General features: G+C 65.2%; 18 protein-coding genes. 9 read left to right on the top strand and 9 right to left on the bottom strand.

Features of this window, described 5'->3' with window-relative positions; translation table 11 throughout:
* The 3 genes from ACNKU3_RS14600 to ACNKU3_RS14590 are packed head-to-tail and all read right to left on the bottom strand — an operon-like array spanning window position 1 to window position 3,021.
* Entirely contained in the window at window positions 1-1,074 is a 1,074-nt protein-coding gene (locus ACNKU3_RS14600; RefSeq protein ID WP_418260240.1) for a prenyltransferase, read from the bottom strand.
* Entirely contained in the window at window positions 1,071-1,784 is a 714-nt protein-coding gene (locus tag ACNKU3_RS14595; RefSeq protein WP_418260239.1) for a class I SAM-dependent methyltransferase, read from the bottom strand. Before ACNKU3_RS14595 ends, ACNKU3_RS14600 begins: the two co-directional genes overlap by 4 nt.
* Window positions 1,771-3,021, bottom strand: coding sequence for a glycosyltransferase family 4 protein (locus ACNKU3_RS14590; RefSeq protein WP_418260238.1), 1,251 nt, complete (start codon window positions 3,019-3,021; stop codon window positions 1,771-1,773). Before ACNKU3_RS14590 ends, ACNKU3_RS14595 begins: the two co-directional genes overlap by 14 nt.
* 234 nt (window positions 3,022-3,255) lie before the next feature.
* Here ACNKU3_RS14590 and rfbA point away from each other — a divergent pair, with 234 nt between their 5' ends.
* Complete coding sequence (gene rfbA, locus ACNKU3_RS14585) at window positions 3,256-4,161, top strand: glucose-1-phosphate thymidylyltransferase RfbA (protein WP_418260237.1); 906 nt, start codon at window positions 3,256-3,258, stop codon at window positions 4,159-4,161.
* Window positions 4,151-4,699, top strand: coding sequence for a dTDP-4-dehydrorhamnose 3,5-epimerase (gene rfbC, locus ACNKU3_RS14580; RefSeq protein ID WP_418260236.1), 549 nt, complete (start codon window positions 4,151-4,153; stop codon window positions 4,697-4,699). Before rfbA ends, rfbC begins: the two co-directional genes overlap by 11 nt.
* A gap of 50 nt (window positions 4,700-4,749) precedes the next feature.
* Here the strand turns inward: rfbC and rfbB are convergent, their stop codons facing one another.
* Genes rfbB through ACNKU3_RS14555 form a run of 5 tightly spaced genes read right to left on the bottom strand, consistent with a single transcriptional unit; the run spans window position 4,750 to window position 12,587 of the window.
* Entirely contained in the window at window positions 4,750-5,817 is a 1,068-nt protein-coding gene (gene rfbB / locus ACNKU3_RS14575) for a dTDP-glucose 4,6-dehydratase (protein ID WP_418260235.1), read from the bottom strand.
* A 14-nt stretch (window positions 5,818-5,831) separates the two neighbouring features.
* Window positions 5,832-6,713, bottom strand: coding sequence for a dTDP-4-dehydrorhamnose reductase (gene rfbD, locus ACNKU3_RS14570; protein WP_418260234.1), 882 nt, complete (start codon window positions 6,711-6,713; stop codon window positions 5,832-5,834).
* Window positions 6,714-6,758: 45 nt separating this feature from the next.
* On the bottom strand, window positions 6,759-7,925 hold the full coding sequence (locus ACNKU3_RS14565) for a glycosyltransferase (protein ID WP_418260233.1): 1,167 nt from the start codon (window positions 7,923-7,925) through the stop codon (window positions 6,759-6,761).
* Window positions 7,926-7,930: 5 nt separating this feature from the next.
* Window positions 7,931-10,804, bottom strand: a complete 2,874-nt coding sequence (gene glnE / locus ACNKU3_RS14560) for a bifunctional [glutamate--ammonia ligase]-adenylyl-L-tyrosine phosphorylase/[glutamate--ammonia-ligase] adenylyltransferase (protein ID WP_418260232.1) — start codon at window positions 10,802-10,804, stop codon at window positions 7,931-7,933.
* A gap of 7 nt (window positions 10,805-10,811) precedes the next feature.
* Window positions 10,812-12,587: a GspE/PulE family protein gene (locus ACNKU3_RS14555; RefSeq protein ID WP_418260231.1), complete on the bottom strand. Its 1,776-nt coding sequence runs from the start codon at window positions 12,585-12,587 to the stop codon at window positions 10,812-10,814.
* A gap of 166 nt (window positions 12,588-12,753) precedes the next feature.
* Here ACNKU3_RS14555 and ACNKU3_RS14550 point away from each other — a divergent pair, with 166 nt between their 5' ends.
* The 4 genes from ACNKU3_RS14550 (at window position 12,754) to argA (ending at window position 17,875) form a co-directional block, all read left to right on the top strand.
* Window positions 12,754-13,434 carry a TIGR00153 family protein gene (locus ACNKU3_RS14550; protein WP_418260230.1) on the top strand — a complete coding sequence of 227 codons (681 nt, stop codon included), beginning with the start codon at window positions 12,754-12,756 and terminating at the stop codon, window positions 13,432-13,434.
* A gap of 21 nt (window positions 13,435-13,455) precedes the next feature.
* On the top strand, window positions 13,456-14,736 hold the full coding sequence (locus ACNKU3_RS14545; RefSeq protein ID WP_418260229.1) for an inorganic phosphate transporter: 1,281 nt from the start codon (window positions 13,456-13,458) through the stop codon (window positions 14,734-14,736).
* 81 nt (window positions 14,737-14,817) lie between these two features.
* Window positions 14,818-15,969 carry an acetylornithine deacetylase gene (gene argE / locus ACNKU3_RS14540; protein ID WP_418260228.1) on the top strand — a complete coding sequence of 384 codons (1,152 nt, stop codon included), beginning with the start codon at window positions 14,818-14,820 and terminating at the stop codon, window positions 15,967-15,969.
* A 601-nt stretch (window positions 15,970-16,570) separates the two neighbouring features.
* A complete protein-coding gene (gene argA, locus ACNKU3_RS14535; RefSeq protein ID WP_418260227.1) occupies window positions 16,571-17,875 on the top strand; it encodes an amino-acid N-acetyltransferase in 1,305 nt (434 codons plus the stop codon).
* Between the two features lie 42 nt (window positions 17,876-17,917).
* On the opposite strand, the gene ACNKU3_RS14530 is transcribed toward argA, so the two are convergent.
* On the bottom strand, window positions 17,918-19,015 hold the full coding sequence (locus tag ACNKU3_RS14530; RefSeq protein ID WP_418260226.1) for a hypothetical protein: 1,098 nt from the start codon (window positions 19,013-19,015) through the stop codon (window positions 17,918-17,920).
* A gap of 342 nt (window positions 19,016-19,357) precedes the next feature.
* On the opposite strand from ACNKU3_RS14530, the gene ACNKU3_RS14525 reads away from it, so the two are divergent.
* From ACNKU3_RS14525 to ACNKU3_RS14515, 3 genes are all read left to right on the top strand, one after another.
* Window positions 19,358-19,678 carry a hypothetical protein gene (locus ACNKU3_RS14525; protein WP_418260225.1) on the top strand — a complete coding sequence of 107 codons (321 nt, stop codon included), beginning with the start codon at window positions 19,358-19,360 and terminating at the stop codon, window positions 19,676-19,678.
* A gap of 195 nt (window positions 19,679-19,873) precedes the next feature.
* Window positions 19,874-21,718: a dihydroxy-acid dehydratase gene (gene ilvD / locus ACNKU3_RS14520; protein WP_418260224.1), complete on the top strand. Its 1,845-nt coding sequence runs from the start codon at window positions 19,874-19,876 to the stop codon at window positions 21,716-21,718.
* 65 nt (window positions 21,719-21,783) lie between these two features.
* Window positions 21,784-22,134 carry a DUF3127 domain-containing protein gene (locus tag ACNKU3_RS14515; protein ID WP_418260223.1) on the top strand — a complete coding sequence of 117 codons (351 nt, stop codon included), beginning with the start codon at window positions 21,784-21,786 and terminating at the stop codon, window positions 22,132-22,134.
* Window positions 22,135-22,161: the final 27 nt, after the last annotated feature.

Here is a 22,161-nt window from a genome sequence, read left to right as displayed (position 1 = left end):
TCAGTCCACCCGGCGCTGTCGCTGGCCGGCATCCTCGTCCAGCAGATTTACCGCGCAGAACAGTTCCGCGGCAGCCGTGTGCCCGGTCAGGGCATCCGCCGCGAGCAGTATCGCCGCCGCGGTCCAGGTCGGCTTCTCGTCGGGCCACAGGAGTTCCTCGACCAGCTGGTAGCCAGTCCAGTAACTGCCATCGGGCAGGCGCCACTGCTGCAGCCAGCTGTAGACCTTGACTGCGCGGGCGTGGTCGCCGGCCGCCAGCAGCGCGAGCACCAACTCGCAGGACTCCGCCACGGTAACCCAGGGCTGGTCGGCAACACAGCGGCAACCCTGGCCGTTCTCGACAAACTCTTCCCAGCGCGCTTTCAGCCGGGCGCGTGCCTCGGCTTGCGGCAACACGCCGGCCAGCACCGGGTAAAACCAGTCCATGGAGTAGCGGGCCTTGCTCTCCCAGGTGCGATCGAAGCGCTCCGGACGCGAGCGCAGGGCAAGGCCGAGCTGTTCCCGGGCCAACAGCCAGTCGGGACGCGGCTGGCCGAGGGTCTGGGCGATATTGCAGGCGCACTCCAGGCTCTTGTAAATCGAGGAGCATCCGGTGACCAGCGCGTCCCGCTTCGGCTCACCGGCCACATCGACCGCCCAGTGGATGTCGCCGTGTTCGGTCTGCAGCGACAGCACGAAGGCCATCGCGCGCTCGACCATGGGCCACATGTCGCGCAGGAAATCCCGCTCCTGGCTGATCAGGTGGTAATGCCAGACCCCGGTGGCCACGTAGGCGACGAAATTACTCTCGCGGCGGCCTTCCTTGCAGTCGACCTCGCCGTCCCGGTAGGAGGCCCACCAGCTGCCGTCCTCCAGCTGCATTTGCTGCAGCCACCGGAACGCGCGGCGCGCCGCCGCGTATTCTCCCCCGATGGCCAGGCCCATGGCTGCTTCCACATGATCCCAGGGGTCCGTATGGCCGCCCGGAAACCAGGGAATTTCTCCGCTGGGGCGCTGGCAGTCGAGGATGAACTGGACCGTCGGCCGCAGGAACTCCTCGGGGTAGAGACCGCGGCTGAGGTACAGGCCACTCACGCGGTCGCCCCCTTGCGGAAATACATCACCACACTTTTGCCCATCAGCGGGTTGAGCAGCTGCTCGCTGACCCGGGTCAGGCGCGGCCGCTGCATGATGTCCCAGACCAGCAGGCGGTGGTACTGGCGCACCAGCCACTGCTCGTCGTTGCCCCAGAACAGGCATTTCAACCACCAGAACGGGACATGCAGGGCGTGCGCCCAGTGGCGGTGGTAGTGCTGCAGGCCGAGGGATTCGATTTCCCTGCGCAATTCGGCCGCGCGGAAAATCCGGATGTGCCCGCCGGGGGTATTGTGGTATTCCTCGCTCAGCAGCCAGCAGAGTTTTTCCGGCCAGCGGCGGGGCACACTGGCGCAGAACAGGCCGCCGGGCTTCAGCACCCGCTGGATCTCGCGCAGCGCGGCGCGGTAGTCGGGGATATGCTCGAGTACCTCGCTGCAGATGATTTTGTCGAAGGTGTTGTCGGCAAAGGGCAGCGCCAGCGCGCTCGCGGAGGAGAGACCGAAGCTGCGCCCGTCATCGGCGGGCGCGTCGAAGTCGCGCATTTTTTCCCGGGTGGTCAGCAGGTCGGGCAGGGACAGGTCCACGCCGATGGAATGCACCTGGGCCGACAGGTAGGCGGAAATCACGTGCCGGCCCTCACCGCAACCGAGATCGAGGACCACATCCCCGGCGGCCAGCGGCAGGTGCCCGAAATCAACCGTCTGCACGCAGCAGTACCTCCCGGTAATAGCCTGCCATCCGCTCGGCGCAACGCGCCCAGCTGAACTTCTCCAGAATCCGCTCCCGCCCGGCACGGGCCAGCTGCTCCCTGCGCTGCGGGTCACGCAGCAGGCTGTCGATGGCCGCGGCCAGGGCATCGGCGGATTTTGCCGGCACCTGGAGCGCCGCATCGCCCACCACCTCGGGCAGGGCGCCGCCGTCCGTGGACACCACCGGGACCGCGCAGGCCATGGCCTCGCCCGCCGGCAGGCCGAAGCCTTCGTAGACGGAGGGCACCACCGCAATGGTCGCCTCGGCGTAATACTTCACCATCTGTTCGGTGCTGATACCGCTGACGAAGCGAATCCGACCGGCAAGCCCGAGTTGCTGGATCAATTGTTCGGTTTCACCCCCGGGGCGCAGCTTGCTGACGACCAGTAATTCCAGCTCCGGCCACTGCGACAGCAACTGGGCGTAGGCCCGGATCAGGTAGCGCAGGCCCTTGAGTGGCGCGTCGGCGGAGCAGGTAGCCATGAGGCGCTGGGGGCGACGCGGTATCTCCGGCAGCGGGCGGAACTGCTCGGTATCAATGCCGATCGGAACGAGATCGATGCCCGCCGGCTGCAGTCCGAAATCCCGGGCGATGTCCTGGCGGGAGGTTTCCGATACCGTCACCACGTGGTGTAACTGGCGGATCACCCGGGCCTGCATACCGAGGAAAGAATGCCAGCGCCGGATCAGCAGGCGTTCGCGGAACGAGTTCGATGCGGCGAGTGCGATGCGCAGGTCGCTGGTGATCGGGTGATGCACCGTGGTCACCAGCGGCAGGCCCATGCGCTGCAACTCCAGCATGCCGTAACCAAGGCACTGGTTGTCGTGGATGATGTCGTAGCGATGGCCGTGGCGGCGCAGGAACTTTACCGCCCGGCGGCTGAAGGTGTAGGGTTCCGCGAAACCGCCGGTCAGCTTGCTGCTCCACTCGATGACATTGCTCATGGAGGAGAGGTGGCGCGGACGCAGGGAGCGCAGTCCGTTGCGATAGAGATCGAGGCTCTGCAGGGGGATAAAGCCCACCCGGGGATCCAGCCGCGGGTAGGGCGGGCCGGAGATCACGTCGACCCGGTGACCGGCGTCCACCAGTGCCTTGCTCAGGTAATAGAGATAGATTCCCTGGCCACCGCCGTGGGGATTGCTGCGGTACCCCAGCAGCGCAATGCGCAGTGGTTGCGCCTGAACCGGCGCCAAAGGGCTGGCTGCGACCCGGGGCAGCGCCTCGGCCTGGATTGTTTCTGGCTGGCTGATATCAGCTTCCTCAATTTCACCGCTGGGGGAGGTGCGGGGCCCGGGACGGAAATGACGCAAATTTACTTCAGCGGCAGGACTCCAAATTCTAAGCAGCAGGGAGGCAAAAATCCAGCCACCGGAAAGTCACCGGGGATTCCGCTATAATCCCGCGGTACGCCCCAATCCGAGCAAACCATGACCAGCACTGCCTACAAGGGTATCATCCTCGCCGGTGGCACCGGCACCCGGCTGCATCCGCTGACCAGCACCGTCTCCAAGCAGTTGATGCCGGTGTACGACAAGCCGATGATCTACTATCCGCTGGCCACCCTGATGCTGGCGGGCATTCGCGACATCCTTGTCATTACCACGCCCCGCGATCAGTCCGCCTTCCGCGAATTGCTCGGCAATGGGGCGCAGTGGGGCATCCAGCTCAGTTATACGGCACAGCCGAGCCCGGACGGCCTCGCCCAGGCATTCATCCTCGGCCAGGAGTTTATCGGTGACTCCCGCGTCGCACTGGTCCTCGGGGACAATATCTTCTACGGTGGCGGCTTCACCCAGAAATTGCGCAGCGCTGCCCAGCGTGACAGCGGCGCCTCGGTTTTTGCCTACTACGTACAGGACCCGGAGCGGTACGGCGTGGTCTCTTTCGACGCCGAGGGCATCGCGCGGGACATCGAGGAAAAGCCGGCGAAACCGAAATCCCACTATGCTGTCACCGGGCTTTATTTCTACGACAACGACGTGGTGGAGATCGCTCGCGGGGTAAAGCCCTCCGCCCGCGGCGAACTGGAAATCACCGACGTCAACCGCCACTACATGCAGCGCGGCGACCTCAACGTCGAAGTCATGAGCCGCGGCACCGCCTGGCTGGATACCGGAACCCACAACTCCCTGCTCGACGCGGCCAATTTCATCCGCGTGGTGGAGGTGCGCCAGGGCCTGAAAATCGCCTGCCCAGAGGAGGTCGCCTTCCGTATGGGCTATATCTCCGCCGAGGAACTGCTCGCCCTGGCCATGCCCCTGGAAAAAAGCGGATACGGCCTCTACCTGAAAGGCCTGCTCGGCGAAAACGGAGTTGTATTCAATGATGTTTGAAACCACGCCCCTGCGGGACGTGATGGTGATCACCCCGAAGGTCTTCGGCGACGAGCGCGGATTCTTCCTCGAGAGCTGGAACGCGCGGGTATTTGCCGAGGCCGGCCTCGACCTGGGCTTTGTGCAGGACAACCACAGCCGCTCCAGCCGCGGCATCCTGCGCGGCCTGCACTACCAGACGCAGCACACCCAGGGGAAGCTGGTGCGGGTAGTCGCCGGCTCCGTGTTCGACGTCGCCGTGGATTTGCGGCGCTCCTCACCGAGTTTCGGCAAATGGTTCGGGGTGGAACTGTCGGCGTCCAACCAGCAGATGCTCTGGGTACCGCCGGGCTTTGCCCACGGATTCTACGTCACCTCCGACTCCGCTGACTTCCAGTACAAATGCACGGATTTCTACGACCCCGCCAGCGAGGTAGCACTGGCCTGGAACGACCCGACTGTCGGCATCGAGTGGCCGGTGCCGGAAGGCGAATCACCGGCGCTGTCGGGCAAGGATGCCGAGGGCCTGGCCTGGGACGCGATTCCGCTGTTCGATTAGGCGTGTTCCGGGCAGCTTCAGCTGCGCTGGCACGCCCGGAGGGCAGTCACTCAGTTGGCCAGCAGGGGTCTCCACCACGCTTCGTTCGCGAGATACCAGTCCAGCGTCTTCTCGATCCCGGTTTCGAAGGTCTCCACCGGCTGGAATCCGAGATCGGCAGCAATCTTCGCCGCGTCGATGGCGTAGCGCCAGTCATGGCCCGCCCGGTCCTCGACAAAGCGGATCAGGTCCCGCGCGGACTCCCCTCGCGCACAGGGTGAGTCCGGGAAGCGCTCGCGCAATCCGGCGTCCCCGGCAAAGCGCCGGTCCAGCCGTTCGCAGAGCAACTCGACAATGGAGAGGTTGTTCCACTCGTTGTTGCCGCCGATATTGTAGGTCTCCCCGACCACGCCCTGCAGCAGCACTTTCTCGATGCCACGGCAGTGATCCTCGACATAGAGCCAGTCGCGGATATTGCTGCCATCGCCGTACACCGGCAGCGGCAGGCCGCGCAGGATATTGGTCAGGCACAGGGGAACGAGTTTCTCCGGGAAGTGGTAGGGCCCGTAGTTGTTGGAGCAGTTGCTGGTGCTCACCTGCAGGCCATAGGTGTGGTGCCAGGCGCGCACCAGGTGGTCCGAGGCCGCCTTGCTGGCGGAATAGGGCGAGTTGGGTTCGTATTTCTGCTCTTCGTGAAAGCCCGGGGCGTCCGCTGCCAGCGAGCCGTAGACCTCGTCGGTAGAGACATGGTGAAAGCGGTGGGGGCGCGGGCTGTCGCCGCCCAGCCAGTGGGTCCGGGCCGCTTCCAGCAGGACCTGGGTACCCACCACGTTGGTCTCGATAAAGGCCGCGGGGCCGCTGATCGAGCGGTCCACGTGGCTCTCCGCGGCGAAGTGCACCAGGGTGTCGACGGCGTGGCGGCCGAGGGCGGCGAGGACGGCCGCGTAATCGCGGATATCCGCGTGCAGGAAATGAAAGCCCTCACTGCCTTCCAGCGACGCCAGGTTGGCGCGGTTGCCGGCGTAGGTCAGGGCATCCAGGGCGACGATGGTGTCCTGCGGATACTGGCGGCGCCAGTAGTGCACGAAGTTGGCGCCGATGAAGCCGGCGGCGCCGGTGACCAGCAGGGATCGGGACATTCGGGGTTCCTCGTTTACAGACTTTTCTCGGCGGCCAGTTCGGCCAGCATTCGCCGCAGGTTCTGCCGCCAGTGGACCGGCTCCAGTTCCAGGTCGCGCCAGGAGGAGGTTTTATCCAGCACGCTGAACGCGGGGCGCCGGGCCGGGGTCGGGTAGGCGCTGCCGGGGATCGGGCGGATGGCTGGCATGCCCTGCAGCAGGCCCAGCGCCAGCGCCTCCTCGGCAATGGCTACGGCGAAGTCATACCAGCTGCAGACGCCGGCATCGCTCCAGTGATAGGTCCCGCTGACTGCGGGGCGATCCACGGCCGCCCAGATCGCCCCGGCGAGGCCCGCAGCCCAGGTCGGTGTGCCGACCTGGTCCGCAACCACGGTCAGCGTATCGCGCTCGGCCATCAGGCGCAGCATGGTCTTGACAAAATTGGCGCCACGGGCCGAATACACCCAGCCGGTGCGCAGGACCAACGCCTCGGGCAGGATGCCACGAAGGCGCTGCTCGCCGGCCAGCTTGCTGCGACCGTAGACACCCAGCGGTGCCGGGCGCGCATTCGGCGCGTAGGGCGTTGCAGCCGCGCCGTCAAAGACAAAGTCAGTGGAAATATGGATCAGGCGGGCGTTGACTTGCGCACAGCCTGCTGCCAGCGCTGCCGGGCCCGCGGCGTTAACAGCCATGGCCGCAACGACCTCAGACTCGGCGCGATCCACCGCTGTATAGGCGGCGGCGTTGATGACCACCGCAGGCGCCAGCGCGGCCAGTGTGTAGTGAACCTGTTCCGCATCGGCGATATCCAGTTCGGCGCGGCCCAACGCAATCCCCCGCATGCCGGCGGGAATGCTGCGCGCGAGTTCCTGGCCGAGCTGGCCGCCCGCGCCGGTAATCAGGATAGTTGCGGTCAACGGGTTGCCCTCTACGTTCCGATTTATCCAGGGGCGGCCATCTTACTACCTGCTCCCGGGCGCGCCCACCCCCGCAGCGTCGGTCGCGTGGCGTTCCAGCAGGGCAAGGCAGGTCTCCAGCTGGGTGTGGAGGTCGGTCATGGCGATGTAGCGGGTGCCCGACTCCCGGCACTGGGCGCGGTAGATGCCGTCGATACAGCGCAGCACCGCGTGGTCGAGGTCTGCCTGCCGGAAGGGGTGCCGCATCACCAGGCCGGCGCGGGCTGCCGCGATATGGTCGGCGTAACCACTGTCTTCGGTAGTGATGACCGGCAGCCCGGCGAGCAGCGCGCGCAACAATAACGGCGCGGCCGCCTCGGCTTGCGCCGGGTGCACCAGGGTATCGGCGGCAAGCAGCACTGCGTCGAGCGGTTCCCGGTTGCGCAGGAATTCCACGGCGTCGCGCACGCCGAGTTTGCGGGCGAGGTGGTGATAACTGCGATAGCGACCGTCCGCCGCGACCAACAGGCGCAGCTTCTGGTGAACCTGTTCGCCGCGGGCGTGGGCCAGGGCGTGAATCGCCCGCGCCAGGCCGGCGCGCTGGAAATCGCTCCCGGCAAACAGCAGGAGCAGCTCCCCCTCGGCGACCTGCAGCCGCTGGCGCAGGTCCCGGCGAATCTTGCGGGCCTCTTCCGGGCCGGTGTTCCAGGTCGCCACGCCCGGAGGCAGGACCAGGCCGGCGGCAGACGGCAGGGCGTATTGCTGCTGGTAAGCGGCCTGCTGCGCGGTGGACAGGTACATCATCAGGCCAGCCCCACCTGCGCGAAAAAAACGCGACTCGAGTGCGCGAAAATACTGCTCCGCACCACCTCTCCGGGAGAGCCAACGGCGCGGTGACAGCGATCGTCCCGGTGACGATTGCGCCCGCGGCAGCGTGGCACACAGCACTGCATCCAGCCCCGGCAGCGGCTCAAATCCCAGCACCGCGCGCGCCGGATCCCGTGCCAGCGCCTCCTGCAGCGCCTCGAGGAAGGCGGCGTGCCGCCGATGGCGCCCCCGCTCCCGCACCGGCAACTGCCGCCAGGACACGCCATCCACCGGATTGTCCGCGGCAGCGGTGCTGTAGACACAGCAGGCGTGGCCGCGGGCGCGCGCCTGGCGCAGCAACTGCCGCAGGTCGATACCTACTGCGGCCAGTTCACCCGGTTCGAAGACGACAAAGGCGATTAGCATGGCGGCTACCCCCCCTCGCTGCCTGCGCCGAAGAGCTCCCGCCAGGCTGTGAGTACCGCCTCGCGATGACCGGCAAACTCCACGGCGTCGACTTCCCCGGGCAGCTGTTGCAGGGCGAGCTGGTGGGAGGCGCTGCGGAAGGCGAGATAGGCTGCGCCGAGTGCCGCGGCGCGCTGCGCCGTAAACAGGCCGGTGGCGGCCAGGGTCTCGAGGATGCGCATATTGTCCGGCCAGCGGGCCAGCTGGTGGCAACCGTGGGACCAGGCCAGCACCGCGTACTGCACCATGAATTCGATATCCACGATACCGCCGGTACCCTGTTTCAAATGGAAACGCCCGGCATCTTCCTGCGGCAGGAGGTGCTCGCGCATGCGCTGGCGCATGCCGACCACCTCCCCGGCCAGCGCAGTTGCATCGCGCTGCTGGCAGAGGATTTCCCGGCGGATCGCCTCCACCTGGTCGGCGACAAGGGGATCGCCGGCGACACTGCGGGCCCGCACCAGCGCCTGGTGCTCCCAGGTCCAGGCGCCGCTGCGCTGGTAATTGCCGAAGGCTTCCACGCTGGGCACCAGGACCCCGGAATCGCCGTCCGGACGCAGGCGCATATCGACTTCGTAGAGCTGTCCCAGCGCCATGCGCGCCTCCAGGATATGGATGATGCGCTGGGCGAGGCGGGTGTAGAACACCGCGTTGTCGATACTGCGCTCGCCGTCGGTCGCCCCCTGGCGCTGGCTGTTGCTGACAAATACCAGGTCGAGATCGGAGCCGTACCCGAGTTCGATACCCCCCAGCTTGCCGTATCCGAACACCGCCATACCGTAACCCGAACTGTCCCGCGCCGGTTCCCCGTACTTGCGGTTGAGGTCCGCCCAGGCCACCGCCAACACCTGTTCCAGTACCACCTCGGCGATCCAGGTGAGGTTGTCGCTAACCTTCATCACCGGCAGCCGGCCGGCGATCTCGCTGGCCGCCACACGCAACACCTGGGCCGCCTTGAAGTAGCGCAGGGCGTCCATCTGCGCCTCGAGATCCTCGATGGGAATCCGCGCCACCTCTTGGGTCAGCAGGCTGCGCAACTCCTCCTTGCCCGGCGGGTGATAGAGGCTGCCGCGGTCGAGCAACTCATCCAGCAGGGCGGGGTGACGCGACATCTGGTCGGCAATCCACGGGCTGGCGGCGCACAGGCGCACCAGTTCGTGCAGCGCCGGCGGGTTTTCCAGCAGCAGCACCAGGTAGGCGCTGCGGCGTGCCACCGCGACTACCAGCGGCAGCAGCCGTTGCAGCGCAAGGTCCGGGTCGTCGGTCTCGGCGCAGGCCAGCACCAGTTGCGGCATGAACTGGTCGAGGCGGTCGCGGCCGGTGACCTGCAGGGAGGCCACCCGGGGGCTGGCGCGCAACTGCGTCAGCTCGGCACAGGCGGCTGCGGCGTCCCGATAGCCCAGCTCGACCAGCGGTTGCGGTTCGAGGTCATCCTGCCAGAGGTAACCCGGATCTTCCTCGCGCTCACCATACTCCTCCTCTGGCGGCGCAATCAGCTCGGCGAAATGCGCCGCCACGCGCTGCCGATGGTCCTGCAGGGCCGCGAGGTAAGTTCCCCAACTGGCAAAACCCATTACCGTAGCCAGCGCCAGGCGCGGCAGGTCGTCCACCGGCAGCTCCTGGGTCTGGCGATCCTGGTAGCCCTGTATGGCGTGCTCGCTGTCGCGCAGGAACAGGTAGGCCGCGCGCAGCTCGTCCGCGGCGGCGGCCGGGAGGCAGCCCAGAGTGACGCATTCATCCAGCACCCGCAGCAGTTCCCGCTGCTGCAGTCCGAGATCGCGGCCGCCGCGAATCAGCTGGAAACACTGGACGATGAATTCCACCTCGCGGATACCGCCACTACCCAGCTTGACGTTTTCCTCGAGCCCGCGCCGGCGCACCTCGGCGGTAATCATCTGCTTCATGCTGCGCAGGCTTTCTATGGCGCTGAAATCGACGTAGCGGCGGAAGACAAAAGGCCGCAGGGCGTTCATCAGGTCGACGTAGCGCTCCGGGCTGCCGGTCACCGGGCGCGCCTTGATCATGGCGTAGCGCTCCCAGTCACGGCCCTGGTCCTGGTAGTACTCTTCCAGCGCGGCGAAGCTGTGCACCAGCGCGCCACTCTCGCCGTAGGGGCGCAGGCGCATGTCGACGCGGAAAACGAAGCCCTCCGCGGTGTGCTGGTCGAGGGCGCTGATCAGGCCCTGGCCGAGGCGGGTGAAGAACTGCTCATTGCTGACCGAGCGCTTGCCGTCCCGGGTCTCGCCGCTTTCGGGGTAGACGAACAACAGGTCGATGTCCGATGACACATTCAGTTCGTTGGCCCCCAGCTTGCCCATCGCCAGCACGATGAGCTGTTGCGGCTCATCGCTGAAACGCCCGATCGGGCAGCCGAGCTTTGCTTCCAGCGCCGGGGCCAGCACCGCGAGCGATTCGGTGATGCAGGCGTCGGCCAGCGCCGAGGTGGTGGTGATGGTTTCCAGGGTGTCGGCCAGGCGGCAGAAGTCGCGCCAGATGATGCGCGCCATATGGTACTGGCGGAAGCGCCGCAGCTGCGGGTTAAGTTCCACATCCCCTGCCGCCAGTTGGCTGGCGAGCTGCGCGCGGATGGTCCCGGCATCCACCGGCCGTTGCAACCAGGGGTCCTGCATCAGCGCCAGCAGGCGCTCCGGGTGGCTGCGGCCAAAGTCGGCGACGAATGGACTGCAGGCCAGCACCCGCGCAATCTGGCCGGACACCGGTGCCTGCGCCGCCGCACTCTCCAGCGCCGCGGCTTGCGCCGCCCGCTCCAGGATACGCTGCCACTGGGTCTGCGCTTCGGCGGCCAGTGGCTCCGGCAGTCCCTGGGTATCGATCGCCATCGCCTGCTCAGCTCTCCAGCGCCGGCGCGACCCGCAGGACTTCCTCGATGGTGGTCTCACCGCGGGCCACCCTGGCGGCACCGGAGAGCCGCAGGGTCTGCATGCCTTCTGCCATGGCTACCTCGCGGACCCTTGCCGCCTCGAGGTGGGAGTGGATTTCCGCCTGCACCGGCTGGCTGCAGACCAGCACCTCATAGATGCCCTGGCGCCCCATGTAACCGGTATTGCGGCACGCCTTGCAGCCCACCGGGCGCGCCACCTGGGCCGGCGGCGCCAGCTGCCAGGGCGACACCAGCTGGTTCCAGGCATCCGCGTCGAGCGGCTCCATTCGCTTGCAGTGGGGGCAGAGGATGCGCACCAGCCGCTGGGACATGATCCCGCGCACGGTCGCCTTGATCAGGTAGGCGGGCACCCCCAGTTCCAGCAACCGGGACAGGGAGCTGGGCGAGTCGTTGGTATGCAGGGTGGACAGCACCAGGTGGCCGGTGAGGGCCGCCTGCACCGCCATGTTGGCGGTTTCCAGGTCGCGGATCTCGCCGATCATGATGATGTCCGGGTCCTGCCGCATCAGCGCGCGCACCCCGGTGGCGAAGTCCAGGCCGATGCCGTGGTTGACCTGCATCTGGTTGAAGGCCGGCTCCATCATCTCGATCGGGTCCTCGATGGTGCAGACATTGACCTCGGAGGTCGCCAGCTGGCGCAGGGTGGAATAGAGCGTGGTGGTCTTGCCCGAGCCGGTTGGGCCGGTGACCAGGACGATCCCGTTGCCCATGTTGGTCATGCGGTTCCAGTTGTCGAGATCGTCCGCCGCGAGGCCGAGCTGGCGGAAGCTCTTGTTGAGCATGTCCGGGTCGAAAATCCGCATCACCAGTTTTTCGCCGAACGCGGTGGGCAGGGTGGCGAGACGCAGCTCGACCTCGTTGCCCTCCGGGGTGCGGGTCTTCAGCCGGCCATCCTGGGGACGGCGTTTTTCGGCGACGTCCATGCGGCCGAGAATCTTGACCCGGCTGGTCACCGCCGCGCAGACCTTGCCGGGCAATTCATAGACGCTGTGCAGGACACCGTCGATGCGAAAGCGGACGTTGCCGATATCCCGTCGCGGCTCGATGTGAATATCGCTGGCGCGCTGTTCGAAAGCGTACTGCAGCAACCAGTCGACAATACTCACCACATGCTGGTCGTTGGCGTCCAGCTCGCGCATGGAGCCGAGTTCCAGCATCTGCTCCAGGTTGCCGGTACCGGTGCGCAGGTCGGCCTGGTCGGAGCGGCGCGCGCCGAGCACCGAGCCGGCCATGGTATAGAACTCCGCGGTGTGGCGGGCGATATCCCTGGGGTCCGCCAGCACCCGCATCACCCGCTTGCGCAGCACGTGTTCGAGGTTGCCCTCCCAACCGCGAATCCAGGGTTCCGCCGATGCAATCAGCACGTCGTTGTCGCGCACCTCGACTGCGAGGATGCGGTGGCGCTCGGCAAAGGCGCGGGACATCACTTCGGCGACCGCGCTAACGTTGATCTTGAGTGGATCGATGGAATAGACCGGTTGCCCGCAGCGCCGGGCCAGCCAGCCCAGCAGGACATCCATTTCCAGGGTCTGGCCGGGATTGGCGAGATCAGGGAATTTGAATTCAGCCAGTGCGACCAGGGGATGCACGGAGACCCGCGCCAGTTTCAGTACCTTTTCCAGCTCGGCCTTGCCCATACGGCCGTCGGCATGCAGCTGGCGGGCGAGGTTGCCCAGGTCCAGCTTCTGTTCACCGCTGTGCAAGCTCTGGTTTGTCGCCATGAAATACGGATTCCCGATCAGCGCATGCGCCCCAAGGGCAATAATGCTAGCACAGGGCAATGCCCTTCCCGGCAGTAATACTGGCGCTATCGACAAAAGCTCTGGCGTCCGGGCCCACAGTGCCTATAATGCGCCCCCTGAAGCAACGGATTTCCGGAGCCACAGCATGCCGAGCAGCAACCCACTGAGCAACCTCTTCGGCCGCTCACCGATCGGCCCGATTCAGGAACACATGCAGGTCGCCTGCGAGGCCGTCCGCCACCTCCCTGCGTTCATGCAGGCCGCCGCGGATGCGGACTGGAAGCTCGCCAACGAGCTCAACCGCGCGGTCAACAAGGCGGAGAAGGAAGCCGACAAGCTCAAGCGCTCGGTGCGTCGCCACCTGCCCAAGAGCCTGTTCCTGCCGGTGCCGCGTTCCGACCTGCTGGCGCTGATCGGCATCCAGGACCAGGTCGCCAATACCGCCAAGGACATCTGCGGCATCGTCCTGAGCCGCGACCTGCGCTTTCCCGATGCCATTTTCCCCGCCACCCTCGAATTTACCCAAACCTGCGTCGCCACCGTGGAACAGGCCCTGAACGCTATCCAGGAACTGGATGAACTGCTGGAAGTGGGATTCAGCGGCCGCGAGGTGAAACTGGTCGAGTCGATGCTCAAGGAACTGCACCGGCTGGAACGCCAGACTGATAAACAGCAGTTCAATCTGCGCCGCGCCCTCTACCGCATCGAGGACGAGTGCAAACCGGTGGACGTGATGTTCTATTACCGCACCATTGCCGCCATCGGCAAAGTCGCGGATACCGCCGAAAACGTCGGCAACCACCTGCAGATCCTGCTCGCCAAGTAAGAACAAGAGGAACACCGACTCATGGAAATCATCGCGCAATACGGCGGGGTATTCCTCGTGATGGCCTGCCTGTTCGGCTTTTTCATGGCCTGGGGTATCGGCGCCAACGACGTCGCCAACGCCATGGGCACCTCGGTGGGCTCACGGGCGCTGACCATCACCCAGGCGATCCTGATCGCCATGGTCTTCGAGTTCCTCGGCGCTTACCTCGCCGGCGGGGAGGTCACCGCAACCATTCGCAAGGGCATCATCGACCCGGAGGTACTGGCTGATGACCCCGAATTGATGGTCTACGGCATGCTCTCCGCGCTGCTGGCGGCGGGCACCTGGCTGCTGATCGCCAGCATGAAGGGCTGGCCGGTCTCCACCACCCACTCGATTGTCGGCGCCATCGTCGGCTTCGCCGCGGTCGGTATCTCGGTGGAGGCCATTCACTGGGACAAGGTCGGCGGTATCGTGGCCTCCTGGGTGGTATCGCCGGTGCTGGCGGGCAGTATCTCCTTCGGCCTGTTCATCAGCGTCAAGCGCCTGATCCTCGACACCGAAAACCCCTTTGAACGCGCCCGCAAGTTCATTCCGGTGTACATGTGGATGGTGGGCTTCATGATCGCCATGGTCACCCTGCTCAAGGGCCTCAAGCACGTCGGCCTGCATTTCGACCTGGGCCTCGGCAGCCAGTTTGCCAATGCCCTGCCCATTTCTGCGCTCATCGGCCTGGTCGTTGCCGGCTTCGGCGCACTGTTGATCCGGCGCGTCCCCGAGACCAGCGTGCCGGGCAGCCGCTTCGGCAACGTGGAACGGGTATTCGCCATCCTGATGGTGTTCACCGCCTGCTCCATGGCCTTCGCCCACGGCTCCAACGACGTCGCCAACGCGGTGGGCCCGCTGGCCGCGATCGCCGGCATCGTGCAGTCCGGCGGCGTGATCGCCGCGAAATCGGCCATGCCCTGGTGGATCCTGCTGGTGGGCGCCCTTGGCATCGTGGTCGGCCTTGCCACCTACGGCTGGCGGGTCATTACAACCGTCGGCCGCAAGATCACCGAGCTCACCCCCAGCCGCGGCTTCGCCGCGGAGCTGGGCGCCGCCAGCACCGTGGTGCTGGCATCGGCTACCGGCCTGCCGATCTCCACCACCCACACCCTGGTCGGCGCGGTACTCGGCGTGGGCTTCGCCCGCGGTATCGGCGCGCTGAACCTGCAGGTAGTGGGCAACATCTTCATTTCCTGGCTGATCACCCTGCCGGCGGGCGCGGGCCTGGCGATCCTGTTCTTCTTCGTCTTCAAGGGAATCTTCTCGGCCTGAGCGGCGGCGCTATTGGCGTAGCGGCTCGCCTTGCATAGACTTGGCTGAACTCGCCCTGCGCCGCGCGCCCGCCACGACACCATGCCCGACTCCGACAGACGTATCCGCTCCCGACTGGAGCAACTGGTCGCCTCCGCCTCGGTAAGTTCCACCGACCCAGGCTGGGACCAGGGCAACCGCCAGGTCGTCGAACTGCTGGCAAGCTGGCTCGAGGACCTCGGTTTCCACACCGAAATCCAGCCGCTCTCCGCCAGTGGCCACAAAGCCAACCTGGTCGCCACCCGCGGCAGCGGGCCCGGGGGACTGGTCCTCGCCGGCCACACCGACACCGTACCCTTCGACGAGGGCCGCTGGCACAGCGACCCGCTGTCACTGGACGAACGCGACAACCGTTTCTACGGTCTCGGCAGCACCGACATGAAGGGCTTCTTCCCGCTGGCCCTCGCCGCCGCGGAGCGCTTCACCGGTACCGCGCTCAAACAACCGCTGATCATTCTCGCCACTGCGGACGAAGAGAGCACCATGTGCGGCGCGCGCAGCCTCGCCGCCGCCGGCTACCCGAAAGCCCGGGCCGCCATCATCGGCGAGCCGACCTCGCTGGTGCCGGTGCGCATGCACAAGGGCATCATGATGCTCGGCGCCAGCATCACCGGCAGGGCGGGGCACTCCTCCAATCCCTCCCTGGGCAACAGCGCCCTGGAGGGCCTGCACGCGGTCATGGGCGAGCTGCTCGCCTACCGCGGCGAACTCGGGCAGCGCTACCCCAACCCGGCCTTCGAGGTCCCGACCCCTACCCTCAACCTCGGCCGGGTGCACGGCGGCGACAGCCCCAACCGTATCTGCGGCCACAGCGAACTGCACTTCGACCTGCGCCTCACCCCCGCGGGCAGCAATGCGGCGGTGCTCGCGGAACTCCAGTCCCGGCTGCGGGCACTGGGCGTGCAACGCGACCTCGCGATCGAGGTGCGCCAGCTGATCGAGGATGTCGAGCCTTTCGAACAGCCCGCGGACAGTGAGCTGGTGCGGCTGGCGGAGCAACTCACCGGCCACAGCGCGGAGGCGGTGGCCTTTGCCACGGAAGCTTCTTTCCTGCAGCAACTCGGTATGGAGACGATCGTCCTTGGACCAGGGTCGATCGACCGGGCACATCAGCCGGACGAGTTCCTGCCGCTGGAGCAGATTCATCCCTGTGTGGACCTGTTGGCGCTGTTTATTCGGCACTACTGCTTGTAATCGAGCCCCTCGTACCAACTCAAGCCGGGATTCGACTTTCCACCATCCTGGCTCGGTACTCCGGTACCCATACTGAGTTTGCATTCGGATTCTGGTATCCGTGCTTCGATACCCGGCCTGAATGCGTGATATGGCCACCCGAAAAACGCAAAAGCGCCATCCATGGCAGCTCGGCCTCGGACATCCATGTCCTCGGACGTTTTCGTGTGGCCATATCACGCATTCAGTCCTCTTTCAGTGGCAAACCAGTATTTCCCATTAACGATTCGGCGACTCTTGTTTATGGCTGCTTAATCGCCCCTTGCTACAGGTAGCTGTATGCCGGGGAATGGCACCGAAAGAGGCCCGGATACAGGAATACCCTGCACCGGGGCGTCCGAGGCCATGGATGGCCGAGGCCGAGCCTGCACATGGATGTGCGCTTTTTGGCGGTCCCGGTGCAGGGTATTCCTGTATCCGGGCCGGCTCGATTACCACCTACCCCACCGCCACACCACAAGTAGACAAAACAGTCCGAACAGCTGTGCAAAATTGCCATTAGTGAAACCGACCCACTTTCGGTACCCTTTCCGGTTCGAACAAACGACACAGGCACAGACAGGTGAGCACCCAGGGCCGGGAACACATCCGCTGGTTCAGGAATACCGCGCCGTACATCAATCTGCACCGGGGCAAGACCTTCGTGCTGATGTTCGGTGGCGAAGTAGCCCAGGACCCGAATTTCCCCAACATCATCCACGACATCGCGCTGCTGGAGAGCCTCGGCGTGCGACTCGTGCTGGTGCACGGCGCCCGCCCGCAAATCGCCCAGCGTCTGGAGGCGGCGGGAATCGACAGCGCGGTCCACGAGGACCTGCGGGTTACTGATACCACCGCCCTCGAGCATGTAAAGGACGCCGCCGGCTCACTGCGCGCCCAGATCGAGGCGCTGCTGTCCATGGGATTGCCCAACTCGCCGATGCTGGGGGCGAAGATGCGTGTCTGCAGCGGTAATTTTGTCACCGCGAAACCGATCGGCGTGGTTGATGGGGTCGATTTCCAGCACACCGGTAGAGTGCGCCGGGTCGACGCCGAGGGCATCCAGTACCAGTTGCGCAACGAGACCATCGTGCTGGTTTCACCGCTCGGCTATTCGCCTACCGGGGAAATTTTCAATTTGGCGCTGGAAGACGTGGCGATGAATTGCGCCGCGGCGATCGGCGCCGACAAGCTGATCCTGTTCGGCACGGACGCGGGCGTAGCCACCGCGGATGGCAAGTTATTGCGCCAGCTGGCGGTGAGTGAGGTGGAATCCGTAATAGCCGCCAGCGCGGAGCAGGCAACCCTGCTGCAGACCGCCAGCCGCGCCTGCCAGCTGGGCGTACCGCGCTGCCACATCATCAGTTACCGCGACGACTGCGCGTTGCTGGAAGAGCTGTTCACCCACGATGGCAGCGGCACGCTGGTGTCCGATTCGGACTTCGAAACCTGCCGGCGCGCGGGGATCGACGATGTCGGCGGTATTCTCGAACTGATCGAACCGCTGGAACAGCAGGGCATCCTGGTCAAACGCTCGCGCGAATTGCTGGAGAATGAAATCGAGCAATTCCGCCTGCTGGAGCGCGACGGGCGCATTATCGCCTGCGCCGCATTATATCCCTTTCCCGAGGATGGCTGCGGCGAGATTGCCTGCGTCGTCAGCCACCCGGATTACCGGCGCGGCAAACGCGGCGACCGCCTGCTGCGGGAGCTGGAAGCCGAGGCCCGGGCCATGGGGTTGGACCGGGTGTTCGTCCTCAGCACCCAGACGGGCCACTGGTTCCGGGAACAGGGCTTCGTGGAGGCCACCCGGGAGTCACTGCCGGGCCGCAAACAGGCGCTGTACAACCTGCAGCGCAACTCCAAGGTTTTCTTCAAACCGCTGTAGCTCCCGGCGCTCACGACTGGTGGCGGGGCAGTGCCCCGCCTGCTAGCGGATGTGCCGGCTCAGGAAGGAAACAATCCCCTCACCGGAGGGATCGGTCAGCGGGAAATCCGGATCGGACGAGTAGGCCACGCTCTCCAGGCCCACTTCGTCGGCACGGGCCTTCACCGCGAGGGCGTGCAGGCCGTGGTGCAACAGCATGTTGAGCGGATCGTCAAAGCCGGTGCGGAAGTTCTTCACGAAGACCGGCGCGTCACCGGCGTCCATCAGGCCCAGCATATCGACATTTTCCCGGTAGGAAGCATTGCCCGGCGAATAGATGTCCTCGACTGTCTCGACCCCGAGAAACACCAGCAGGTAGTTGGTGACACCGAGGGTAGCGGCGATGGTCGGGATATCGGTCCCACCCAGGTACGCCTGCAGCGGTTCGGTTACCGGCAGCAGCACCTGTTCCCAGCGCAGCAGGTCATAGGTCGACTGGGTTGCCAGTGCCCCCACCGCGCGGACCCGCGTGGACTCCCGCAACACCGGGTCTTCCGCATTTGCCAGGGCCAGGTCGTCGTGGGTGCCCAGCCACAGGCTGGTGCCGGCGCCGGCGGACACCCCGTACAGGGCGACGTTTTCCGGGTCCAGGTGCAGGCTCTCGTAGTAGTAGCGCAGGAATTGCAGGGCGCGGGCGCTGTCCTGTAACGAGGTCAGGACTCCGCCCTGGGCTTCGCTGAGGGATATGCCTTCGCCCGCTTCGGGCACGCTGAGCAGCGTGTAGTTGATACTCGCGTAGGCCACACAGGACTGCAGCAGCTCCCGGATATGCCCGGGGAAGAGGTCGTAGGCGTTACTTTTATCGCCCCCGGTGAATCCGCCGCCGTGGATGTGGATGACCAGTGGCGTGGACTCGTCACAGTCCTCGGGGAGGAAGATATCCAGGCGATTGCGCTCTCCCTCGCCGTAGGGAATGTCCGCGGCGAAACGCGCGTTGATACCCTCGAGGTCTATCGGCGATGCACTGCTGATGAATTCCAGCCGGGGTCGCGGAGGCTCCGCGGGCACTGTCGGGGTACCCGGGTGGTGATCGTTACCCCCATCACAGGCAACCAGGGCAGAAAACGCAAAAAAAAGTGCCAGGCGCGGCATTGCGGGCATGGAAAGTCCTTATAGCAGTGAGGGCGCTGCGCGAACCGTAGTACCTGCAAGATCAAAAATCCAGTGTTTTCAATGAGTAACAGCACAATCGCGCGGGCGCACGGGGAATTTCCGGCAGCGCGCGCGGGCCTGACAAATGTCAATTATGTTACCAGATGGTGCAAATAGTGTTACTAAACTGGTGCAGCGCACCAATGGCGATCACGAAATGAACAAAAAATCCTTATTTATCAGTGCTATGTCGCAATTAATTCACAAATTACCCCTTGCATTGAAATTTGATTGTGGGAACATATGTAACGAATGGGTAACACATTCAACCAACCACCAAGGAGTAACATCATGAAAGCGAAGAAAGCACTACTGGCTGTACCGGCACTGCTGCTGGCCGCCAACGTCAACGCCGCCTGTCTGGCGAGCCGCCCGGCTGCAGCACCGGCCATCCCCAACGGCGCCGCCGTTGACGCCGAAGCCATGTACGCGGCCCAGGAAGCCACCAAGGCCTACGTTGCCGGTGTGGAAAAATACCTGGAATGCCGCTCTGACCAGCTCGGCTACCTGGAGCACAACTACTTCGTGAGCCGCGCCCAGGAAGTGGCCGAGAGCTACAACAGCGAGCTGCAGAAATTCCGCAGCCGCGACGAAGCTATCGCCAGCTCCTGAGCAGCAGGGCAGTAAAGCTTTAACAGCAACACCAATAACAACGCCTGTTCACCCGCGCCCTGTCGCGGGTGAATTGTTTCTGGGCTCCCGCCAGCCCCGCCCGCCGATACAAGCACCCGTTAATTTGCTATCCTGCGCAGCCTGATTTTCTTCACCAGCAGGCGCCAATCCAGCGCGCCGCAACGGACTAGCACGATGCCTGACTATCGCTCCAAGACTTCCACCGCCGGCCGCAACATGGCCGGGGCCCGCGCGCTGTGGCGCGCCACCGGCATGAAGGATGAGGACTTCAAGAAACCCATCATCGCCGTGGTCAACTCCTTCACCCAGTTTGTCCCGGGGCACGTGCACCTCAAGGACCTGGGCCAGCTGGTGGCCCGGGAGATCGAGAAGGCCGGCGGCGTGGCCAAGGAATTCAACACCATCGCGGTGGACGACGGCATCGCCATGGGCCACGACGGCATGCTCTACAGCCTGCCCTCGCGCGACCTGATCGCCGACTCGGTGGAGTACATGGTCAACGCCCACTGCGCCGACGCCATGGTCTGTATCTCCAACTGCGACAAGATCACCCCCGGCATGCTCAACGCCGCCATGCGCCTGAACATCCCAGCGGTGTTCGTCTCCGGCGGACCGATGGAGGCGGGCAAGACCAAACTGTCCGAACACAAGCTCGACCTGGTCGATGCGATGGTCATCGCCGCCGACAGCGAGGCCTCCGACGAGAAAGTGGCAGAGTACGAGCGCTCTGCCTGCCCCACCTGCGGCTCCTGCTCCGGCATGTTCACCGCCAACTCGATGAACTGCCTGACCGAGGCGCTGGGCCTGTCACTGCCCGGCAACGGCTCGACCCTCGCCACCCACGCCGACCGCGAGAAACTGTTCCACCGCGCCGGCCAGGTAGTGGTAGAGCTGTGCCAGCGCTACTACGGCGAGGGCGACGAATCCGTACTGCCGCGCAACATCGGCAACTTCCAGGCCTTCGAGAACGCCATGAGCCTGGATATCGCCATGGGCGGCTCCACCAACACCATTCTCCACCTGCTGGCCGCGGCCCAGGAAGCGGAACTGGATTTCACCATGGCGGACATCGACCGGCTCTCGCGCAAGGTGCCGCAACTGTGCAAGGTCGCGCCGAACACGCCGAAATACCACATGGAGGACGTGCACCGCGCCGGCGGCATCATGGGCATTCTCGGCGAACTCGACCGGGCGGGCCTGCTGCACAGCGGCTGCTCCACCGTGCACAGCCCGACCCTCGGCGCCGCGCTGGAGCAGTGGGACATCAAGCGCACCGACGACGCCGAAGTACACCAGTTCTACAAGGCCGGGCCGGCGGGCATCCCCACCCAGACGGCATTTTCCCAGGACACCCGCTGGCCGTCCCTGGACGACGACCGCGAAGGCGGCTGCATCCGCTCCCTCGAGCACGCCTTCTCACTGGAGGGTGGCCTCGCGGTGCTCACCGGCAATATCGCCGCGGACGGCTGTGTGGTGAAGACCTCTGGCGTCGACGAGTCGATCCTGCAATTCTCCGGCCCCGCCTACATTTGCGAGAGCCAGGAAGACGCCGTCGCCGACATTCTCGCCGACAAGGTCAAGGCCGGTGACGTGGTCATCATCCGCTACGAGGGCCCCCGCGGCGGGCCCGGCATGCAGGAAATGCTGTATCCCACCAGCTACCTGAAATCGAAAGGACTTGGCAAGGCCTGCGCGCTGCTCACCGATGGCCGCTTCTCCGGCGGCACCTCGGGCCTGTCCATCGGCCACGCCTCACCCGAGGCAGCGGCCGGCGGCGCCATCGGCCTGGTCGAGCACGGCGATATCATCGACATCGATATCCCCGGGCGCTCGATCAACGTGCGGCTGACCGACGAGGAACTGGCCCAGCGCCGCGCCGCCATGGAAGCGAAGGGCGAGGCCGCCTGGCAACCGGCCAAGGTCCGCCCGCGCAAGGTCAGCGCAGCGCTCAAGGTCTACGCGAAGATGGCCACCAGCGCGGACAAGGGCGCGGTGCGCGATCTCTCGCTGCTGGACTGAAATCCGCAAGCGCAGCCGGGTTATCCGGCGTCAACCAACCACCGGAGCAGACATACAGGGTATTCATGGCATACGAACTCACCGGCAAGGTAAAACTGATATTCGACGCGAAAACCTTCAACAGCGGCTTTACCAAGCGGGAAATGGTGGTCACTGTAGAGGACGGCAAATACCCGCAGGAAATCCTCGTCGAGTTCGTGCAGGACAAGGTCACGCTGCTGGATGCGCTGCAGCCAGGACAGGAAGTGACGGTCACCTTCGACATTCGCGGCCGCGAGTACAACGGCCGCTACTTCAACAACCTGCAGGGCTGGCGCGTGGAAAGCGCAGGGCAGGGCGAGAACCCGCCCCCCTACGACGAGGCACCGCCTTTCCCCACCCCGGAAGACTTCGGCGACAACGATATTCCTTTCTGAACGCAAGGCCGCAGGAGCAGCGCCGCT

Origin of the sequence: Haliea sp. E17, assembly GCF_048323675.1 — a bacterium.
In the GTDB taxonomy this organism is placed as follows: Bacteria; Pseudomonadota; Gammaproteobacteria; order Pseudomonadales; family Halieaceae; genus Mangrovimicrobium.
Note: the sequence above shows the minus strand (reverse complement) of the source record. Positions and strands in the feature narration are given on the sequence as shown.